Source organism: Parapedobacter sp., from assembly GCF_053550995.1.
On sequence record NZ_JBMQOC010000006.1, the window covers coordinates 19,930 to 39,108 of the forward strand.

The 19,179-nt window shown below is 52.1% G+C and carries 15 protein-coding genes, 1 other RNA gene and 1 riboswitch; of the genes, 10 read left to right on the forward strand and 6 right to left on the reverse strand.

Translation table 11 applies throughout. The features are described 5' to 3' along the window. Positions 1-185: 185 nt before the first annotated feature. Complete coding sequence (locus ACO1NT_RS00640) at positions 186-2,372, forward strand: glutamine synthetase III family protein (RefSeq protein ID WP_449046385.1); 2,187 nt, start codon at positions 186-188, stop codon at positions 2,370-2,372. 202 nt (positions 2,373-2,574) lie between these two features. After that, a riboswitch (SAM riboswitch) is annotated at positions 2,575-2,689 on the forward strand. A 69-nt stretch (positions 2,690-2,758) separates the two neighbouring features. Here the strand turns inward: ACO1NT_RS00640 and ACO1NT_RS00645 are convergent. Further along, complete coding sequence (locus ACO1NT_RS00645; RefSeq protein WP_449046386.1) at positions 2,759-2,914, reverse strand: hypothetical protein; 156 nt, start codon at positions 2,912-2,914, stop codon at positions 2,759-2,761. Between the two features lie 42 nt (positions 2,915-2,956). Here ACO1NT_RS00645 and ACO1NT_RS00650 point away from each other — a divergent pair, with 42 nt between their 5' ends. The 3 genes from ACO1NT_RS00650 (at position 2,957) to ACO1NT_RS00660 (ending at position 5,837) form a co-directional block, all read left to right on the forward strand. Beyond that, positions 2,957-4,261: an O-acetylhomoserine aminocarboxypropyltransferase/cysteine synthase family protein gene (locus ACO1NT_RS00650; protein ID WP_449046388.1), complete on the forward strand. Its 1,305-nt coding sequence runs from the start codon at positions 2,957-2,959 to the stop codon at positions 4,259-4,261. A gap of 81 nt (positions 4,262-4,342) precedes the next feature. Further along, entirely contained in the window at positions 4,343-5,524 is a 1,182-nt protein-coding gene (locus ACO1NT_RS00655) for a homoserine dehydrogenase (RefSeq protein WP_449046389.1), read from the forward strand. A 127-nt stretch (positions 5,525-5,651) separates the two neighbouring features. Further along, positions 5,652-5,837 carry a hypothetical protein gene (locus ACO1NT_RS00660; RefSeq protein WP_449046391.1) on the forward strand — a complete coding sequence of 62 codons (186 nt, stop codon included), beginning with the start codon at positions 5,652-5,654 and terminating at the stop codon, positions 5,835-5,837. A 2-nt stretch (positions 5,838-5,839) separates the two neighbouring features. Here ACO1NT_RS00660 and ACO1NT_RS00665 read toward each other — a convergent pair whose 3' ends face one another. Then, positions 5,840-7,252 carry a sigma-54-dependent transcriptional regulator gene (locus ACO1NT_RS00665; protein WP_449046392.1) on the reverse strand — a complete coding sequence of 471 codons (1,413 nt, stop codon included), beginning with the start codon at positions 7,250-7,252 and terminating at the stop codon, positions 5,840-5,842. 71 nt (positions 7,253-7,323) lie between these two features. Beyond that, positions 7,324-7,745: RNase P RNA component class A (gene rnpB, locus ACO1NT_RS00670), an RNA gene on the reverse strand. 39 nt (positions 7,746-7,784) lie between these two features. Here rnpB and ubiE point away from each other — a divergent pair. The 4 genes from ubiE (at position 7,785) to ACO1NT_RS00690 (ending at position 11,895) form a co-directional block, all read left to right on the forward strand. Further along, a complete protein-coding gene (gene ubiE / locus ACO1NT_RS00675) occupies positions 7,785-8,522 on the forward strand; it encodes a bifunctional demethylmenaquinone methyltransferase/2-methoxy-6-polyprenyl-1,4-benzoquinol methylase UbiE (protein ID WP_449046394.1) in 738 nt (245 codons plus the stop codon). Then, entirely contained in the window at positions 8,519-9,208 is a 690-nt protein-coding gene (gene porT / locus ACO1NT_RS00680) for a type IX secretion/gliding motility protein PorT/SprT (protein ID WP_449046395.1), read from the forward strand. Before ubiE ends, porT begins: the two co-directional genes overlap by 4 nt. Positions 9,209-9,255: 47 nt before the next feature. Then, positions 9,256-10,017: an SDR family oxidoreductase gene (locus tag ACO1NT_RS00685; RefSeq protein ID WP_449046396.1), complete on the forward strand. Its 762-nt coding sequence runs from the start codon at positions 9,256-9,258 to the stop codon at positions 10,015-10,017. 78 nt (positions 10,018-10,095) lie between these two features. Next, a complete protein-coding gene (locus ACO1NT_RS00690; RefSeq protein WP_449046397.1) occupies positions 10,096-11,895 on the forward strand; it encodes a M61 family metallopeptidase in 1,800 nt (599 codons plus the stop codon). Here the strand turns inward: ACO1NT_RS00690 and ACO1NT_RS00695 are convergent. Next, complete coding sequence (locus ACO1NT_RS00695) at positions 11,892-12,386, reverse strand: hypothetical protein (RefSeq protein ID WP_449046399.1); 495 nt, start codon at positions 12,384-12,386, stop codon at positions 11,892-11,894. The genes ACO1NT_RS00690 and ACO1NT_RS00695 overlap by 4 nt on opposite strands. Positions 12,387-12,541: 155 nt before the next feature. On the opposite strand from ACO1NT_RS00695, the gene ACO1NT_RS00700 reads away from it, so the two are divergent. Together ACO1NT_RS00700 and ACO1NT_RS00705 are read left to right on the forward strand one after the other, a co-directional pair. Next, entirely contained in the window at positions 12,542-14,305 is a 1,764-nt protein-coding gene (locus tag ACO1NT_RS00700) for an AMP-dependent synthetase/ligase (RefSeq protein WP_449046400.1), read from the forward strand. Positions 14,306-14,349: 44 nt separating this feature from the next. Continuing rightward, on the forward strand, positions 14,350-15,324 hold the full coding sequence (locus tag ACO1NT_RS00705) for a YihY/virulence factor BrkB family protein (RefSeq protein WP_449046401.1): 975 nt from the start codon (positions 14,350-14,352) through the stop codon (positions 15,322-15,324). Here the strand turns inward: ACO1NT_RS00705 and dinB are convergent. Then, positions 15,306-16,370 carry a DNA polymerase IV gene (gene dinB, locus ACO1NT_RS00710; protein WP_449046402.1) on the reverse strand — a complete coding sequence of 355 codons (1,065 nt, stop codon included), beginning with the start codon at positions 16,368-16,370 and terminating at the stop codon, positions 15,306-15,308. The genes ACO1NT_RS00705 and dinB overlap by 19 nt on opposite strands. A 19-nt stretch (positions 16,371-16,389) precedes the next feature. Then, the gene (locus tag ACO1NT_RS00715; RefSeq protein ID WP_449046403.1) at positions 16,390-19,113 is read right to left on the reverse strand and encodes a carboxypeptidase-like regulatory domain-containing protein; all 2,724 of its coding nucleotides are present in this window, start codon (positions 19,111-19,113) and stop codon (positions 16,390-16,392) included. Between the last annotated feature and the right edge of the window lie 66 nt (positions 19,114-19,179).

Below are 19,179 nucleotides of genomic sequence, written 5' to 3' on the forward strand. Positions count from 1 at the left end.
GCCGCATTACACCAACTTTTCGAAAAACACAGACGAAACACCGCAAACAAGTATTAATTTTCATTTATTTTCCATTTTAATTGAAGATTAATCAAAAAAATCAATGAAATATCATTTTTTTTATCGAATATTGAGCCGAAAATAAAGAAACAACGCAACATACAGGTAAAACTAATAGAAATTAAATGTCAGGCTTAAGATTCAAAGCGGTGGAGACCGCAGTATCGCGATTAAACAGGGTTGATACCCACGAAACGACCAAACCTTCCCTGTTTTTCGGAAAAAACGTGTTCACAACGGCAAAAATGAAGGAATACCTTCCCAAGAATGCCTACGAAGAACTGGTAGATACCGTTGACACGGGAAAACCCATTACCCTCGACCTTGCTGAGCACATCTCGCAAGCCATGAAAAGCTGGGCAATCAGTAACGGCGTAACCCACTACACCCACTGGTTCCAGCCTCTCACGGGTGCCACCGCCGAGAAACACGATGCATTCTTCGAGCCGCTGCCGGATGGTTCGGCCATCGACAAGTTCACCGCTAGCGCATTGGTACAACAAGAACCCGATGCGTCCAGCTTCCCTAGCGGCGGTATTCGAAACACGTTTGAAGCACGGGGCTACACCGGGTGGGACCCCTCATCCCCGGCCTTTATTTATGAAACCGGCGGCAGCAAAACGCTTTGCATCCCCACTATCTTTGTTTCGTACACAGGCGAGGCATTGGACTACAAGGCGCCCTTACTGAAGGCCATCAACGCCCTCGACAAAGCAGCCGTAGACGTCGCCAATTTCTTCGATAAATCCATCACCAAGGTAACCGCTTCCCTGGGTATCGAGCAGGAATATTTCCTGGTGGACCTGGCTTTGTTCAATGCCAGGCCCGACCTGCAGCTTACCGGCCGCACCTTATTCGGCCACATGTCGGCTAAGGGCCAACAATTGGAAGATCATTATTTCGGCGCCATCCCCGAACGGGTACTGGCCTTCATGGTCGACATCGAACAGGAGGCCCTCAAACTGGGCATCCCATTGAAGACACGCCATAACGAAGTGGCACCCTCCCAATTTGAGTGTGCACCGATGTTTGAGGAAATCAACTTGGCCATAGACCACAACCAACTATTGCTAAACCTAATGGAGCAGGTTGCGCTACGCCACAAGTTCAAGGTGCTCATCCACGAGAAGCCCTATGCAGACATCAACGGCTCTGGCAAGCACAACAACTGGTCGATGATCACCAACACCGGTGTGAATTTACTTTCTCCGGGAAAAACGCCGAAGAACAATTTGATGTTCCTGACATTTTTCACCAATGTTATCAAAGCGGTGCACGACCATGCCGACCTGATGCGCGCATCGATTGCCAGTGCCGGCAATGACCACCGCTTGGGCGCCAATGAAGCTCCGCCAGCCATCATTTCCATTTTCCTGGGGAGCCAGCTCAACGCCGTACTTGACGAGGTGGAGACGGCAAGGGTAGCCAAAAAGGTAAAAAACGAAGCATTGCTATGGCACGGCATTCCGAAAATACCGCAACTGACGCTCGACAACACGGACCGTAACCGGACGTCACCGTTTGCATTCACCGGCAACAAATTCGAATTCCGGGCTGTGGGATCGGCGTCGAACAGCGCCAGTCCGATGACCGTACTCAGCGCCATTGTGGCCAACCAACTCATCGATTTCAAGGCCGAGGTAGACAAGCAGATCAAAAAAGGCACGAAAAAAGACCTCGCGCTGCTCAATGTGGTCCGCAAATACATCAAAGAATCGAAAGCCATTCGATTTGAAGGCAACGGCTATAGCCAAGAATGGGAAGAGGAAGCCCACAAGCGTGGACTCTCGAACATTAAAACTACGCCGAAAGCGCTGGACGTGTACATCAACGAAAAGTCCATAGCGATGTTCGAAAAGCTGGCTATATTCAGTCACCGCGAAAGTGAAGCCCGCCATGATATCCTGCTGGAAAATTACTTCAAGAAGATCCAGATCGAGGCCCGGGTCATCGGCGAAATAGTAACCAGCATCATCGCACCGGCGGCATTCACCTACCAAAACACCCTCATAACAAATATAAAGGGCCTAAAGGACCTAGGATTGGCGGGCGATGCCTACGGATCCCAGGCCAACTTGGTGGAACGCATCTCGAACCACATCAACACCATTTTGGTCGATGCCGAAGCGATGCGGCAGGAACGTAAAAAGGCAAACGTACTCGAAGACACCCGCGAGAAAGCGATTGCATACGACGAAAAGGTGAAACCATATTTCGATAAAATCCGTTACCACCTCAACAAGCTGGAGCAGATCGTGGATGACCGCCAGTGGCCGTTACCCAAACTGCGTGAACTCCTGTTCGTTAGGTAAGTCCGCGCCCTACCGACGGTCCTTAAACGCAAACCGCACCAAGCACAATCTCCCTGCCGGGGGTGCGCTTGGTGCTTTTTCATTTACAAGCGGGCGCAGGGAGCTTTTTATCAAAAAATTTGCACAAACCGACCGCTCGGCCTATATTTGCATCCGTTGCGTGTAAACACGCACAAATCAACCCCTCTTCAAACAGGGTCTTGGTTTATAAAGAAGTGGCGAGAGACTGGCTCGATGACCCACTGGCAACCATCCGCAATCGGTGGATAAGGTGCCAATTCCTGTCCCGATCGATATGGATCGGGAGCATATAAATGATAAGACGATGAATACGCATCCAGAAACCAATATCCTTATCCGACAGACCGGCATACCCGTTGAAGGTATCACCCGGCATGCGGTTGCCATGCTGTCCCGAATGCGTCGCGGGACAACGCGGTGCACTGGCCGTTGTTGATCCCGATACCCGCACTGCCGTCGGTTGTGGTCTGTGGCAATACGGACAAGCAGCCGGGCAGGGCATAGCCGATTGCGCATAACACGTTGATCTATCATAAAAATTAAGTATATTAAATAATCGAATCATGGCTAATGAAAATCTGAAATTTGAAACACTGCAAGTCCACGCCGGGCAAGAAGCCGACCCCACCACAGGCTCGCGCGCAGTACCGATCTATCAAACCACCTCGTTCGTTTTCAACAGTGCGGAACACGGTGCAAACCTTTTTGCGCTCAAGGAATTCGGCAACATCTATACCCGGATCATGAACCCTACAACGGATGTCTTCGAGAAGCGGATGGCGGCGCTTGAGGGTGGTGTAGCCGGGCTGGCGGTCGCTTCGGGGCAGTCTGCGCAATTCATCGCATTGACCAACATCTTGGAAAGTGGCGACAATTTCGTTACCGGATCGAGTCTGTATGGCGGTACGTACAACCAGTTCAAGGTATCGTTCAAGCGGCTCGGCATTGAGGCGAGGTTCGCGAAAAACGAAACCCCCGAAAATATCGAAGCAGCTATCGACGACAAGACGAAGGCCATCTATGTGGAAACCATCGGTAACCCTAGCTTCAGCATCCCCGATTTCGACCGCATCGCAGCGATCGCCAAAAAATACGACCTCCCCCTCATCGTCGACAACACCTTCGGATGCGGCGGCTACCTGTTCAAGCCATTGGAACACGGAGCACACGTCGTGGTCGCTGCCGCGACCAAATGGATTGGCGGCCATGGTAACAGCATCGCCGGCATCATCATAGACGGTGGCAATTACAATTGGGGCAATGGTAAATTCAAGCAGTTCAGTGAACCGTCGGAAGGTTACCACGGACTCGTATTCAGCGATGTTTTCGGCGTGAATAGCCCGCTGGGCAATATCCAGTTTGCCATCAGGGCGCGGGTAGAAGGGCTGCGCGATTTCGGACCGGCCCTCTCGCCATTCAATTCGTTCCTGTTACTGCAAGGGCTGGAAACGCTTTCGCTCCGCGTGCAGCGCCACGTAGACAACACACTGGAGGTGGCCAAGTGGCTTGAGCAGCACCCGCAGGTGGAAAAGGTGAAATACCCCGGGTTGAAAAGTGACCCCAACCATGCCAGCGCACAGAAATACCTCAAAAATGGTTTCGGTGCCGTGCTGTCTTTTACGATCAAGGGGGGTGCCGAGAAAGCGGACGCATTCATCGATAATTTGAAACTGATCAGCCACTTGGCAAACGTGGGCGACACCAAAACCCTCGTTATACACCCGGCGGCAACCACACACCAGCAACTGTCCGCACAAGAGCAGAAAGAAGCCGGTGTTTTCCCGGGCGAACTACGGTTAGCCGTCGGCATCGAACATATCGACGACATCAAGGGCGATCTGCAACAAGCATTTGAGCAAGTGAAATAAAGGTTGTTTCGCCGGACGATCCGTCCGGCGAATTTTTTCCAACCCAACATTAACAAAACCATATCAACAGCAACAGCAAGCATGGATAACAAACTGACCTTGGGCATTTTCGGATTCGGCGTGGTAGGCCAAGGACTCTATGACATCATCCGCACCAAGCACCTCAACCTGGCCGTAAAGAAATTCGTCATCAAACACCCCGAAAAGGAGCGCAGCCTGCCGGCTGAACTTTTCACCACCGATGCGAACGCGGTATTGGACGATCCGGACATCAATACGGTCGTCGAACTGATAGACGATGCCGATGCGGCCTTTGATATCGTGGCCCGTGCGCTACGCGCAGGCAAGAACGTGGTATCGGCCAATAAAAAAATGATTGCTACCCATCTCAAGGAGCTGGTAGACATCCAACACCAGCATGGCACGAGCCTGCTGTATGAAGGTGCCGTATGCGGAAGCATCCCCATTATCCGGAACCTGGAGGAGTATTACGACAACGAACTGCTGCACGCTGTTTCGGGTATTTTCAATGGCTCCTCAAACTACATCCTTTCCAAGATATTCAATGAAAACCTTGCGTACGACACCGCCCTGCGGCAAGCGCAGGATCTCGGGTTCGCCGAAACGGACCCTACACTGGATGTGGGCGGGTTCGACCCGAAGTTCAAGCTGGCTATCGTCGCGTCGCACGCCTATGGGCTCTATATCTCGCCAGATGCCATCCTCAATATCGGTATCGACAAGCTCCGTGCCCCCGACATCCGCTTCGCGAACGAGAAGAACCGCCGGTTGAAACTCGTCCCGACCGCGCGGGAAATCAACGATAAGGCGGTTATCATGTACGTGCTACCCAAATTGGTCACGCCCGACAATATCCTGTACAATGTAGAAAACGAATACAACGGCGTATTGGTTAAAGCGGCCTTTGCCGACGAGCAATTTTTCTATGGGAAAGGTGCCGGTGGCCACCCCACCGGGTCGGCCGTGCTTTCAGACATCGCCGCCTTGCGCTATGGGTATCGGTATGAATACAAAAAGCACATCGATGCCGGCGGGTTACGGTATAGCACCGATTGGGAAATTCAGGTGTATCTCCGTTATACCGACGAGCAGGTGGTGGAAAAACTGGGGTTCACTTCCATCAGCGAGCGTTATTATGCCGAAGATTTCAAATACGTCATCGGCAAGGTAAACTTACGCCATATCCTCGAAAACAAGGCGGAGGTAGACCGCGATGGCGTATTCATCGCAGAAATCGGATAATGCAAGATCATATGCCGGGGATTCATCATCCGTTTGTAACAAAACAGGCGGGGGCCAAACATCTGGTGCCTTTTGCGCATTATAATGAGTATATTGTACAAATTGTAGTACGTTAAAACTATATTGCATGATGCATAGTACCCATGCCTTGTTTATCGTATGGTTTGGCGTTCCGGCTGTTGTGCAGCAGAGCGACACAACCGCTGTGGAGAGTCCTTGGGAGGCATATGGTTATATTGCCCTGGCGGCTGTTGTTTTGGCCGTTATCGTCATCGTTCTCATCAGGAAACAGTACCGTAAGTTCAACGAATAAGCTTACGGTTCCCTTTTCAATCCGAATTTCTCGATTTTGCTATACAGGTGACTCCGCTGGATGTCGATTTCATCGGCCGTCTTGGACACATTCCACCCATTCTTCTCCAGCTTATACTTGATGAATTCCATTTCCGTATGGTCCTTGAAATCCTGGAACGACGGAAAATCGTCATAATTGGCAACGGGACCTACCGTACTGGGGTGCTCCCGATCCACCCGGGTGGGTTCACTGTTTTCCATGACCGTCGTTGCTGCGCTTGGGTTGGCAAATGCACGTACATCTTTATCGGTAATCGCTTTGTCGCTTAAGATGATCAACCGCTCCACCATGTTGCGCAGCTCACGGATATTGCCTGTCCATGGCAACCCCTTCAGTGCCTCCATCGCCTCGTCGGTGATTTTCTTTACGGGCATATTATACTCCCCGCAGACTTCATCGCAAAACTGTTTCGCGAGCACAGGGATATCCGCTTTCCGTTCTACCAATGGCGGCACATGGATAATGATCACACTCAGGCGGTGGTAGAGGTCCATCCGGAAATTACCAGCGTCGATTTCTTTGAGCAAATCTTTATTCGTGGCCGCAATAACACGCACATTCACACTGATTTCCTTTTCACCGCCTACGCGCGTCACCTTGTTTTCCTGCAGTGCCCGAAGCACCTTCGCTTGGGCCGACAGGCTCATATCACCGATTTCGTCCAGAAACAGTGTGCCGTTATCGGCCTGCTCGAATTTACCGATGCGTTGCTTGATGGCCGATGTAAACGACCCCTTTTCGTGTCCGAACAGCTCGCTCTCGATCAGTTCGGAAGGTATGGCCGCGCAGTTCACTTCAATCAGGGGGGCTTCGGCACGGGCCGACTTCTCGTGGAGCCATCTGGCCACCAGTTCTTTGCCACTCCCATTGGCGCCGGTAATCAGCACACGGGCGTCGGTAGGTGCCACCCGTTCAATGGTTTCCTTGATGCGTAGGATAGCTTCAGAGTCACCCAATATATCGCGTGTTTTGCTGACTTTCCGCTTCAGCACCTTGGTCTCCGTAACCAATGTACCGCGTTCGAGCGCATTGCGTACCGTAATCAGCAACCGGTTCAGGTCGGGCGGTTTGGAAATGAAATCGTAAGCGCCTTTTTTACTCGCTTCGACGGCTGTTTCGATGGTGCCATGCCCCGATATCATGATAAATGGCAAATCCGGCTTGATAACCAGCGCTTCGGTAAGTACCTCCATCCCATCCATCTTGCTCATTTTGATGTCGCAGAGCACCAGATCGATGTCTTCTTTCTTGATTATCGCCAGTCCATCGGTACCATTATCGGTATCAATGACCTTATAGTCTTCGTATTCAAGGATTTCGCGCAACGTGCTACGGATGGCCCGTTCGTCGTCGATGATTAATATTTTGGTCATTTATTAAGATTTGAGAAGTCAGATATGAGACACCACCCCTATCTTTTACGACTCGTACATTATTGTTCACAAAAAAAGCAAACCCTATAAGCCGGATTCTGTATCCCTCGCCGGAGGCAAGGGTTTCTATCATTTATCTGGGCCCACCATCGCTGACGGGCTCAAGCAGTCTACCCGTTGCGGTTCTCCGGCGCTCGCCTCTCGGCGCGACGGATTTGGAGACGAGCAGCCCCCTGGTGTCCGCAACCTATTTGACCTTTCAACCCCCGGGGTTTACCGCGATGCATGTCACCATGCAAAGCCGTGGGCTCTTACCCCACGTTTTCACCCTTATCACGCCGTTGGCGTGACGGTATATTTTCTGTGGCACTTTCCGTATCACGCCCCACCTCGGGCGGGGCGCAACCCTTCCCGTTAGGAAGCGGGGTGCCCTGCGTTGTCCGGACTTTCCTCTCTTCCACCGTGGCGGAAGAGCGATAGAACAGGTTTGCCACGTGCAAAGGTACGTAATAAAACCGTATCTTTGTCTACCATGACGACATCGCAAACAGTAAAGCCTTACAAAGATACCGACGCCGATAAGAAGCAACAGGTTGCCGACATGTTCAACAACATTTCGGGCACCTACGACTTCCTCAACCATTTCATGTCGTTGGGCATCGACATTGTCTGGCGGAAGAAAGCCATCCGGGCGCTGAAGGCAAGCAAACCGCAACGCCTGCTCGACGTGGCTACCGGTACGGGCGATTTTGCGTTGGAAGCCATCAAGATCCTGCAACCCCGGAAAGTCATCGGTGTCGACATTTCATCGGGGATGCTGGACATTGCCCGCGAAAAAATCACCAAGAAAGGCCTCGAGGACCGTTTTGAGGTTGCCCTGGCCGATTCGGAGCACCTACCCTTCGCGGATGGCTCGTTCGATGCCGTAACGGTGGCCTTCGGCGTACGAAATTTCGAAAACCTCGAGCAGGGCCTCGCCAACATCCATCGGGTACTCAAGCCTGGCGGAAAGGCCGCTGTCCTCGAATTTTCCAAGCCAAAGGGGTTTCCGGTGAAACAGCTTTATCATTTTTATTTCAACCACGTCACCCCCTTGATTGGCAAAGCATTTTCCAAAGATTATCGGGCATATAGCTACCTCCCCGAGTCCGTCGCCCAATTTCCTGATGGAAAGCAGTTTACCGATATCCTCCGACACGTAGGCTTCAGCGAAGCACAATCGCGGCCCCAGACATTCGGTATTTGCACCATTTACATCGCGACTAAATGAAGCGGTGGCAACCATACCTCACTTGCTGTCTAATAGCCCTTTTGGCGGCAGTCGCCTCAGTACATGCACAGCAAAGGTACCAACGGTGGGGCGGCGGCGTGGATGACGAAACCCTCCATTTCGGCTTCAGTTTCCATTATATCAATGCCGATTATAAATTTGACTTGAAGGAAAATTGGCAAGATTTGGGGTATACCCATGTTACATCGCCCTTCTCCCATAATGTTGGGCTGGGATTGCTGGCTGACGCGAAACTAACGGAGAACATCAATCTGCGGCTCCAACCGAATTTGCGGTTCATGAACATCTACTTGAACATCAACGACGAAGCACACAAAGTGCAACGGTCCGACATCGGTATCCCGTTGCTATTGAAATTCAAATCGGACCGGAAAGGGAATATGCGGGGTTACCTCATCGGTGGCGGTGAACTGGCGTTCAACGTCTCTTCCGCAAAACGTTACGATCGCAACGTAGATATCATGACCAACCGCAGTTATCTTGCTTATACCGCTGGCATCGGCTTCGATATCTATTTCGACTATTTCAAAATGTCACCTGAAATCCGGTGGGTCCAGAGCGTAGGCAATATGCTGGATGATGGCGACGGCAACACGTTCAACCACAACTCCCCGATACAACGCCTATATATGCGGAGCTTCCAGGTGAGTTTGTATTTTGAGTGAGGTTGTGAAAGGTGTCTATTGTCTAGCGTCTAATATCTTAACAGCTAATGTCTAAAAAAATAGTATTCATCACAGGGGCAAGCGCGGGTATCGGCGAAGCTTGCGCGCGGGTATTCGCCCGCGAAGGGTACGATTTGTTATTGGCGGCACGCCGCATCGATCGCCTGGAAGTGTTATCAGCCCAGCTTGTCGCCGAGTTTGGCGTGCGTACGCATTTGCTGGCGCTCGATGTACGGGACGCCGGCGAGGTATTTGGCATGTTCAACAACCTACCCGCCAACTGGCAGCAGGTGGATGTACTGGTAAATAACGCTGGCCTGAGCCAGGGTCTCGACCCAATACAGGCGGGCGATATTGGCGATTGGGACCGCATGATCGATACCAACATCAAGGGGTTGTTATATGTTACCCGCGCGGTGGCCCCCGGTATGGTAGCACGGAAACAAGGGCATATCATCAATATCGGCTCCATTGCCGCCAAGGAGGTCTATCCCAACGGCAATGTCTATTGTGCCACGAAACACGCGGTCGACGCACTTACCAAGGGGATGCGGATCGACCTGCTCGACAAACACATCAAGGTCACGGCCATCCACCCGGGCATGGTGGAAACCGAGTTTTCGGAGGTGCGTTTCAAGGGCGACACGGCACGTGCCGCCGCCGTGTATGACCGTATCGAGCCCCTATCGGCCGAAGACGTCGCCGAGACCGTATGGTTTGCCGCCTCCCGCCCAAAGCATGTCAATGTCAACGACGTGGTCATCATGCCCACTATGCAAGCCAACGCCACCACAGCGATCCGGGAGTAACGATTTTTAATTAACCCGCTTATTTCTTTGTTGGAATGGCAGATACTTGTATTTTCGCATTTTCCTAATTGCACCATCATGAGAAAAATCCGTATTAATTTGCTCGCCCTTATGACCACTGTAACCACAACAGCCATCGCTGCGCCCACCATCCACTTCGAGGTGTCGTTCAAGGAGCCACAAGCTCACTATGCAGAGATAAAAATGGAAATATCCGACCTCCGCAAAGACCATATCGATGTGAAAATGCCGGTTTGGACACCTGGTTCTTACCTGGTGCGCGAATATGCAAGGCACGTAGAAAGCGTGGAAGCATGCGATGCCGATGGCGAATACCTTGCCGTCGAAAAAATCGACAAAAACACCTGGCGCATCCAATCGGACCAGGCAAAGAAAGTGACGTTCAGCTACCGTATCTATGGTTTCGAGGTATCGGTACGCACCAACTTTATTGACGATAGCCACGCCTTCCTATCCCCCGCGGCCACCTTCATGTATGTCGATGGGATGATCGGCCATCCTGCGGATATCACCATTATCCCCCACGCCAACTGGTCTAGGATATCCACTGGCTTGGAAGCCGTTGCGGGCAAACCAAATAGGTTCCACGCGGCCGATTTTGACATTTTGTTCGACTCACCGATTGAAGTAGGCAATCAGGACGTATTTACGTTCGAGGCTGCGGGCGTACACCACGAAATCGCGATGGTGGGTGGCGGCAACTACGATAAAGAGCGGCTAAAGGCCGATTGCGCCACCATTGTTGAAGAGGCAACTGCCATATTCGGCATAAACCCCAACAAACGGTATGTATTCATCGTACACAATTACCAGTCCGGCGGTGGCGGTTTGGAACACCTCAATTCCACGGTGCTGGGTGCGACCAGGAATGGCTACCAAAGCGAGCGTTCGTATGTAGGGTTCCTTGGCCTCGTTGCGCACGAATACTTCCACCTATGGAATGTGAAGCGGCTGCGGCCCCGTGAGTTGGGCCCTTTTGATTACGACAAAGAAAATTACACGTCCGCCCTCTGGATCATGGAAGGTTTTACAGCCTATTACGACAACCTACTGCTCAGGCGGTGCGACTTCTTGGATGAAACCAACTACCTACAGACGCTTGCCAACGACGTAAATGCCGTGGAGAATCGCCCGGGGAACGATGTGCAGTCCGTGGCACTGGCCAGCTTCGACGCATGGATCAAGTATTACCGGCCTGATGAGAACTCGGCCAACACGAGCGTTTCCTACTACAACAAGGGCGCCTTGATGGCCCTGTTGCTCGACCTCAAGATACTGGCCGCCACGCAGGGTGAAAAACGGCTGGATGATATACTGAAAGCAGCCTATGAAAAATTCTATATGAAAGAAAAACGCGGCTTCGAAGAAGGCGAGTTCCAAGCGTTGATCGAACAGCTTGCCGGCACCTCAGTGGCCGATATCTTTGATGCGGCGCGCGCGGTAGGTCCATTGGATTATAACAGCTACCTGAGCGCAGTGGGCTACGAGCTGGTCGATTACAACAAAGGGCTCGCATTGCCGGATATCGGTTTCAGCACCACGGCAGACGAAGGCCGCATGATGGTTACCGGTGTAGCCCGAGGTACCGGCGCCTGGAATGGGGGCATTAATGTACGGGATGAAATCCTCGCCATCAACGGTGAACGGATGGATGCTGGGGGCCGCGAACTGAACCGACTGATGCAAACGGCCGCTGTCGGCGATCAACTCGATGTGCTCATTGCCCGAGACGGTAAGATCAGGGAATTGACCGTTACGCTGACTGAAAGCACCAAAGGGGCCTTCCGTATCGTACCAATGCCCAACGCCTCTCCGGAACAAAAAGAATTGGGACAGATCTGGCTTTCGTTAAATTAAAACACAAACCGTATCGACAAGCCGATACCGTCGAACCTTACACCCGACTCGGGCGTAAGTTCCATGGTCGGCTTCCAGTCTAGTGATAGGTTGATGGGGGCTTCGGGTATCTTGTAATCGGCACCCACTACGCCGTCGAAGCTCCATGCCAATCCGCTCGAATCGGTATCTTTATACCGATAGTGGCCCAGACCGCCACCAAAACCATAATACCAACGCAAGCCTTCCACATCGACGAAATTAATCGGCTGATGGATTTCGTAGAGACCCAGCAGCTTAAAAATGGCAAAACTTCTATTGCCTTGGAAATTCATGATCCCGTCGATGGCATGGCTTTCATTGAGGAAGTGCTTGTACGTGATGCCATTCGCGACACCGAAGCGCCCCCCGATTGCGCGCATGTAGCTATCCGATTCCTGGGCGAACGCCCCATGACTACCGATCCCTAAAAAAATAACCGCTATGAATAAGGCTAATCGTTTTGTTTCCATGCCGCTATCTGCGCAAAACAGATGCCAATGTAACGCCCATGGAAGGGGATGCCGGCTATTTTTTTGAAAACTATGATTTCGTTGAAATTCTTATTAACTTTAGATGCGCCGATACGATATCGCGGCAAGATTAGACACCAGTTAGATAGATGGTTATGGAGACTCCCACCCGTATTTTCGATATATTGGCTTATTACAAAACCCATTATGCCAAACCTGTCATGGTGGCCGGGAAAGCAGGTGGTGCATGGACCAACTATTCGACCGATGAGGTACTGTCGATTGTCGATAGCCTCAGCCGAGGATTGCTGGCCATGGGCATCGGCAAGGGCGACAAAATCGCGCTGATGTCGCACAACCGCCCCGAGTGGAACTTTTGTGACTTTGCCATCAACCAATTGGGGGCAGCGGTGGTCCCTTTATATCCCACCCTTTCCCAACAGGACCTTTCGTTCATCATCAATGATGCCGAGGTGAAGCTCATTTTTCTCAGTGACACCGAGCTCCACGGCAAAATCGCCGCGGCATTGGCCGACAACGACCTCGACATCCCTATTTATACGTTCGACCCGGTGGCGGGCAAACCTTCGTGGCAAACGTTGGTGGACGAGGGCCGGAAGCTGGATACCGATTTGGCGCCGCACCGCGACGCCGTGGGTGAAGATGATCTCCTCACCTTGATTTATACATCCGGCACTACCGGGAAACCGAAGGGTGTTTGCCTTTCACATAAAAACGTGCTGACCAATGTGCATGATTGCTTCGACCTCCTACCGGATTATTTCAGGAAGGCACTCAGCTTCCTGCCGTTGTGCCACATCTTCGAACGTATGGTCGTGTACCTTTACTTCGCCAAGGGCGTAGAAGTGCACTATGCGGAGAGCCTGGACACCATCGTTGCAGACATCAACGAGGTAAAGCCCCATGGGTTCACGACGGTGCCACGGGTACTGGAGAAGGTATATGACAAAATCGTATCGAAGGGCAAAGAACTGAAGGGGATTAAAAAGCATATCTTTTTCTGGGCACTCAACTTGGGGCTGAACAACAAGGAACCCGGCAAAAACAGCGCTTGGTTTGATTTCCAACTGGGCATGGCGCGTAAATTGGTATTCAGGAAATGGCAGGAAGCCCTCGGCGGCGATATCAAACTGATTGTTTCGGGGGGCGCTGCGCTCCAGCCCCGCCTCGCACGGGTATTCTGGGCGGCAGATATGCCGGTAATGGAAGGATATGGCCTCACCGAGACCTCTCCGGTCATCGCAGTGAACACCCTGGAAAAAGGCGGGGTCAAATTCGGCACGGTAGGGAAGGTACTGGAGCACGTAGACGTGAAGATTGCCAGCGACGGAGAGATATTGTGCAAGGGTCCCAGCATATTCAGCAGCTATTATAAAAACGACACCGCCACGGCCGAGGTCATCGATGCCGACGGCTACCTGCATACCGGCGACATCGGTGAGTTGGACGAAGAGGGCTTCCTGCGGGTGACAGACCGCAAAAAGGAGATGTTTAAAACCGCCGGAGGTAAATATGTGGCACCGCAAGTGCTGGAAAACAAGTTCATGGAATCAACGCTGATTGCACAGGTAATGGTTATCGGCGAAAACCGACGGTTCCCGGCAGCCCTCATCGTTCCCGCCTTCGATGTGTTGGAGAAATGGTGCAACATCAAGGGTGTCCCCTTCGGTTCAAAAGAGGAGGCTGTAAAGAACCCCGCCGTGATTGAAAAATACCAGCGGGAAATCGACCGGCTGAACCAAGGTTTCGGCCAATGGGAAAAGGTGAAGAAATTCGTCTTGCTCGCCAACCCTTGGACCATCGATGCCGGCGAGCTCACACCGAAGCTCAGCTTGAAGCGCAAAGCGATACTGCAGCGCCATGAAGAAGCCATTAACGGCATCTACGAAGAAAACTAATTCGCGGTTCAATCGTTTCTTAATCTGGACGTACAGCTGATGATATGAAATTTTTCCGCGCCCAATTCTACAAGGACATCTTCCGCCTCCTTAAAGACACCGCCATTGAATTTTCCAACGACAACGGAATGAAGATGAGCGCATCGCTTGCCTATTACACCATCTTTTCCATCGCACCATTGCTGCTCATCGTCATCTGGACCGTCGGCTTTTTTTACGGTGAATTACTGGCTGGGCCACAGGATGCACAAGCCGAAGTTTTCGACGAGTTCACGAACATCTTCGGTCCGGAAACAGTAGCCCAGATACAACAGATCATCACCAATATCAGCGTCTCGAACAAGTCGGGGCTGGGTATCGCCATCGGCCTCGGTACGCTGGTGGTCGGTTCAACCACCATTTTCGTCGAAATACAGGATTCGTTGAATCGGATTTGGGGCGTACGCCCGAAGCCTAAGAAGGGCTGGTTGAAGATGCTGATCGACCGTGCCCTATCCCTTTCGATGGTCCTAGGGCTCGGTTTCCTGCTGATCGTATCACTGATTGCAAACGGGATCGTGATGGCACTCAGCACACAGATTACCAATTATTTGCCCGATATATCGGTACTCGTCGTCAAATGGGTCAACGTTGGGCTCACGCTTGTCGTGATTACCGCACTTTTTGCCTTTATCTTCCGTTTCCTTCCCGACGCACGGATGCGGTTCAGGGATGTGGCCGGCGGGGCACTCTTTACGGCGGCCCTATTCATGCTGGGGCGGTATCTCATTGCCCTGTATATGCAGTTCAGTGCCCCCGCCTCTATTTACGGTGCCGCAGGCGCGATTATCGTGCTGCTATTATGGGTCTATTATTCCGCAGCCATCCTCTATTTCGGGGCAGAATTCACAAAAGTATATGCCTTGCAATACGGCAAAGGCGTGTGGCCCTCTTCGTATGCGGTAAAGGTAGTTACGACCGAAAAAGAGGTGGAAGACGAGCCCCTCCTCATAACCGATCATCAAAACAAGGAAAGCTGAGCAGATGCCAGTTTCACCCGATCGAAATTGCTTGCGGAGATACCGAGGAGCCGTATGGGCATTGGATCTTCGCTCACGACTGCCTGCAGCAACTGGCTGGCCCGTTTAAACACATCGTCGAACCCATCGGTATAGTAAGTCAGGGAGTGGCTCCGGGTAATGAGCCGGAAATCGGCAAACCTCACTTTCAACGTAATGGTACGCGCTTTCAGGCTGCGGCTTTGCAGGCGCCCCGTGAGTTTTCCGGCGATTTTGCCCAATTCCTCTTCCATGGTATCCAATCGACCGAGGTCGGTGGAAAACGTGTCCTCCACCGCAAGCGATTTCAGCTCGCGGTTGGGTTGCACCGCACGGTCATCGATGCCGCGCACAATGCGGTAATAGAAGTGACCGCTCTTTCCAAACAATCGTACCAGATCCGCTTCGGTCATCCGCTTGAGGTCCGCCCCGGTGAATAGCTGCAATTGCCGCATCTTGGCTGCAGTTACCTTACCCACCCCGAAAAACTTTTCTACAGGTAACTGCTCCATAAACCGCTCCACCCGCGAAGGGCCGATGAACGTCAGGCCATCCGGCTTGTCCATATCGGAGGCGATTTTAGCAACAAACTTATTGATGGACACCCCTGCGGAAGCAGTAAGCTGGAGCTCGTTGCGGATCGCATCTTTGATGCTCCGGGCAATATCCATGGCAAAGCCTATCCCCTGTTTATCGGTGGTCACATCGAGATATGCTTCATCCAGCGATAGCGGTTCAATCAGGTCGGTATGCCGCCTGAATATCTGCCGTATCTGCGCCGAAACAACTTTATACACATCAAAACGGGGGGACACAAACAGGGCATGGGGGCACAATTTAACCGCTCGGCTGCAGGGCATGGCAGAATGTATGCCATAGCTACGTGCTTCGTAACTCGCCGTGGCAACCACACCGCGGCCCGTTGGGGGGCCGCCCACCACCAGGGGCTTACCGCGATAGGCAGGACAATCGCGTTGTTCTACCGAGGCATAAAACGCATCCATATCGATATGGATGATTTTCCGCATCACCTATTCCCTCTCCGCATCAGTTGACACTATAGCGGTATACTGCACGCCCGATATTACCATTCACATCGACGCCTTCCACCACGACGCGGTAATTACCCTTGCCATCAGCGTTGTAATATTCCAGTTGCGCCCGGCCATCTTCTCCCGTCTTGACGTCGGGGTTCCAGTAAACGGTTGTGCGGATGTCGTTCACCGCCCGCCGCTCCGGGGTGTCATACTTGGGTGTATAAAACTTGCGTTCCTCCACGTAACCAAGGGGGGTGAGGTCAATGATGTTGCTCTTCGGCAATAGGCTTTCGATTTGGCTGAGCGACATGCGCGGGGCTTTTTCCACTTTTTTGGTATAGATGGACACCACGCCGTTATTTTGGTACATGCGGCTTACGGTGCCCAGTTCATCGCGGAGGAAAATCTCGATACCCTCCACATCCGTCGGCATGATACCGTTCAGTGCAGGCACGTCCATGGCCATGCCGTTCACAAAAAACTGCACCGGAATACGGCCACCGGCGTTGTAGTCTCGGGTGATGTAAAAGAGCTGGCTCTGTGCATCGTAGGTAATGCCGGTGAGGGCCGTTTGCAGACACATGATCAGGTTGTTACACCCCTTTAGCCGATCGGCGCTAATTTGGTGGTCGGCCATGCCCAGCCCCGAAATGGCCGGATAGTCTTTATGTGAAAAACTCGGCCGCGCGGATGCCGTTACCTCCACTTCTTCCAGCAGGATGGACGTACGGTACTCGTTACGGCTGTTATCGAGGTAGCCTGCAAACTGTTGGTCGATGTTCAGCACATTGTTGGCCCGGTAGGCAGAGGTGTCAATCTCCGGAAATTGGGTAGGATCTACATTGATGACCATGTTGCGGTAATTGTCATTCCCGCGCGCATTGATCGTTACCCGTGAGGAGTCCGTAAATTGTAGATCTTTGAACACGAATCGGCCGCGCTCATCGGTATACACATCTGTTTTGAAACTCCTATCGGGAATGGACAGCAGCAGTCCGCCATTGACTACGGGTTTTCCATTATTGAGCCGCAAAATACCCGATATTTCTATACCCTGTTCGGGGAAAAAGTGGACCGGCGGGTATTTATCAGCCAGCAAATCGGTGTAGGAAAACCGTCGGTACCCCTGTGTGAGCAACAGGGCATCCAGCGCATCCCGCTTTTCCGCATCGGGCTCGGTGAAATAATAGTTGGGGGCCTCTACATATCCTTTGAGGTCGGATGTGAGCAACAGGTTGCTTAAGATCGTTGTTGCACGGCTTTCCTCGAAGGGCACCTTTGTTTCGTCGACCACCGACACCGAATAACTTCCCACGGTGGGCGTGCCGTTATTGCCTACTGCCAACCCCAGGTTAACGAGTTCCTTGGCGGCGTACGCTGTTTTATTGGTATTCACGGCGATATCCAGTGGTTTGATGTTCTCCACAAAGACCAGCCGTTCGCTAAGCGGCTTACCCGCCGAATTGAATAGGGTAAGCTGGGCGATACCTGTGGGGAAGCGGTCTTTCGGCAGATTCACTGTAATGGTCTCATTACGCAGCACCGCTTGTGCCGCATAACAGAGGATACCGTTGGCTTGCGCAATCAGGTAGTAGGCGTTGCCAGTATGGGCGCTATGGTACCGATCGTTGGCTACGATGCCCAGTTGCAATTGCGCGGTGTCCGACTTCAGCACGGTCACGTTGACCCCTTGGTCGATTACCGCCGGCAGCGGATACTCACGGCTTTCCCCGTTTTCAAATGTCATCTTTGCCGTATAATTGTTTCCGGCTTCCGGGGCCATCGTGAAATAACCCATCCCAAAGTGGCTATCGGTTATCACGGCTACCTCCTTGCCGCTCTGGTCAACGATACTTCCGGTTACCGACAAGCCACGTCCGTTGCTTCCAACCGCTTTAAAGGCCACTTTTTTCGCCAGGCCGGCAATGAAATCGCCTCCCTCCGGAAAAAACTGTACATCCGCATCCCACAGCGCGCTACGCAGCGGAATACGGCCCAGCATGGGTTCGCCATTGCCTTCCGCATCCAACGACACATGGAGGTTGCCCGCGCGTAGCAGTTCCCGGTCTTTACCATTGATGTTGATCATCACATTACCCACCGCGTCGGTCTGCCCTTTCCCGTCGTCTATCGGTTCCCAACCGGCTACTGCCGCCCAGGTCAACTTACGGTCTGCCAAGGGCTTCCCCGCCCGATCCTTGAACTGGATAACCGCTTGGGCACGTGCACTTTTCCCCTTGCTCACATCGTTGAACGTAACCGTATAATGCAGGTTGTTGTTCAGCACATCGCCTATGGGAACGATCTTATTGAAGAAATACGCCGGATCAAAATTGACCATCCATTTGGTGTATGCCCTGAAGCGGTAATTCCCTTGGGTATACCATTCCTGGTCGAGTACCAAATGGCCGTCGCCCACACGGTCTCCCAGCGGAATCCGCAGGGTTTGCATCAACGAATCCTTTCCATTCAGTACATCCACATACGCCACTTTGCTCAGTTCGTAGTTATACATATTACTGGTCAGGTAGACCTTGAACCACATCGTATCGCCAACGGCGTAATAGGGCTTATCAAAATGCATATGTACCTTCTCGATGGGATAAGCCTCGAGCAATTTCTGCGTTTTCTCAACCAGGGTATTGACGCTTATGGTATCTTGTTGGGCCTGGAGCTGGATGGATTGGCAACAGATAAAAAATAGGCAGCATAGTAGCTTCGTAGTACGGTTCATTCCCATCATATTTCGAGTCAATGAGCCGCTAAGATATCTTTTTTCGGGCGTTTTTGCCAAATTTTA

Coding starts and splice junctions, on each gene's coding strand:
- ACO1NT_RS00640 (WP_449046385.1), top strand. CDS start 186: ATGTCAGGCTTAAGATTCAAAGCGGTGGAGACCGCAGTATCGCGATTA.
- ACO1NT_RS00650 (WP_449046388.1), top strand. CDS start 2,957: ATGGCTAATGAAAATCTGAAATTTGAAACACTGCAAGTCCACGCCGGG.
- ACO1NT_RS00655 (WP_449046389.1), top strand. CDS start 4,343: ATGGATAACAAACTGACCTTGGGCATTTTCGGATTCGGCGTGGTAGGC.
- ACO1NT_RS00660 (WP_449046391.1), top strand. CDS start 5,652: ATGATGCATAGTACCCATGCCTTGTTTATCGTATGGTTTGGCGTTCCG.
- ACO1NT_RS00665 (WP_449046392.1), bottom strand. CDS start 7,252: ATGACCAAAATATTAATCATCGACGACGAACGGGCCATCCGTAGCACG.
- ubiE (WP_449046394.1), top strand. CDS start 7,785: ATGACGACATCGCAAACAGTAAAGCCTTACAAAGATACCGACGCCGAT.
- porT (WP_449046395.1), top strand. CDS start 8,519: ATGAAGCGGTGGCAACCATACCTCACTTGCTGTCTAATAGCCCTTTTG.
- ACO1NT_RS00685 (WP_449046396.1), top strand. CDS start 9,256: ATGTCTAAAAAAATAGTATTCATCACAGGGGCAAGCGCGGGTATCGGC.
- ACO1NT_RS00690 (WP_449046397.1), top strand. CDS start 10,096: ATGAGAAAAATCCGTATTAATTTGCTCGCCCTTATGACCACTGTAACC.
- ACO1NT_RS00695 (WP_449046399.1), bottom strand. CDS start 12,386: ATGGAAACAAAACGATTAGCCTTATTCATAGCGGTTATTTTTTTAGGG.
- ACO1NT_RS00700 (WP_449046400.1), top strand. CDS start 12,542: ATGGAGACTCCCACCCGTATTTTCGATATATTGGCTTATTACAAAACC.
- ACO1NT_RS00705 (WP_449046401.1), top strand. CDS start 14,350: ATGAAATTTTTCCGCGCCCAATTCTACAAGGACATCTTCCGCCTCCTT.
- dinB (WP_449046402.1), bottom strand. CDS start 16,370: ATGCGGAAAATCATCCATATCGATATGGATGCGTTTTATGCCTCGGTA.
- ACO1NT_RS00715 (WP_449046403.1), bottom strand. CDS start 19,113: ATGAACCGTACTACGAAGCTACTATGCTGCCTATTTTTTATCTGTTGC.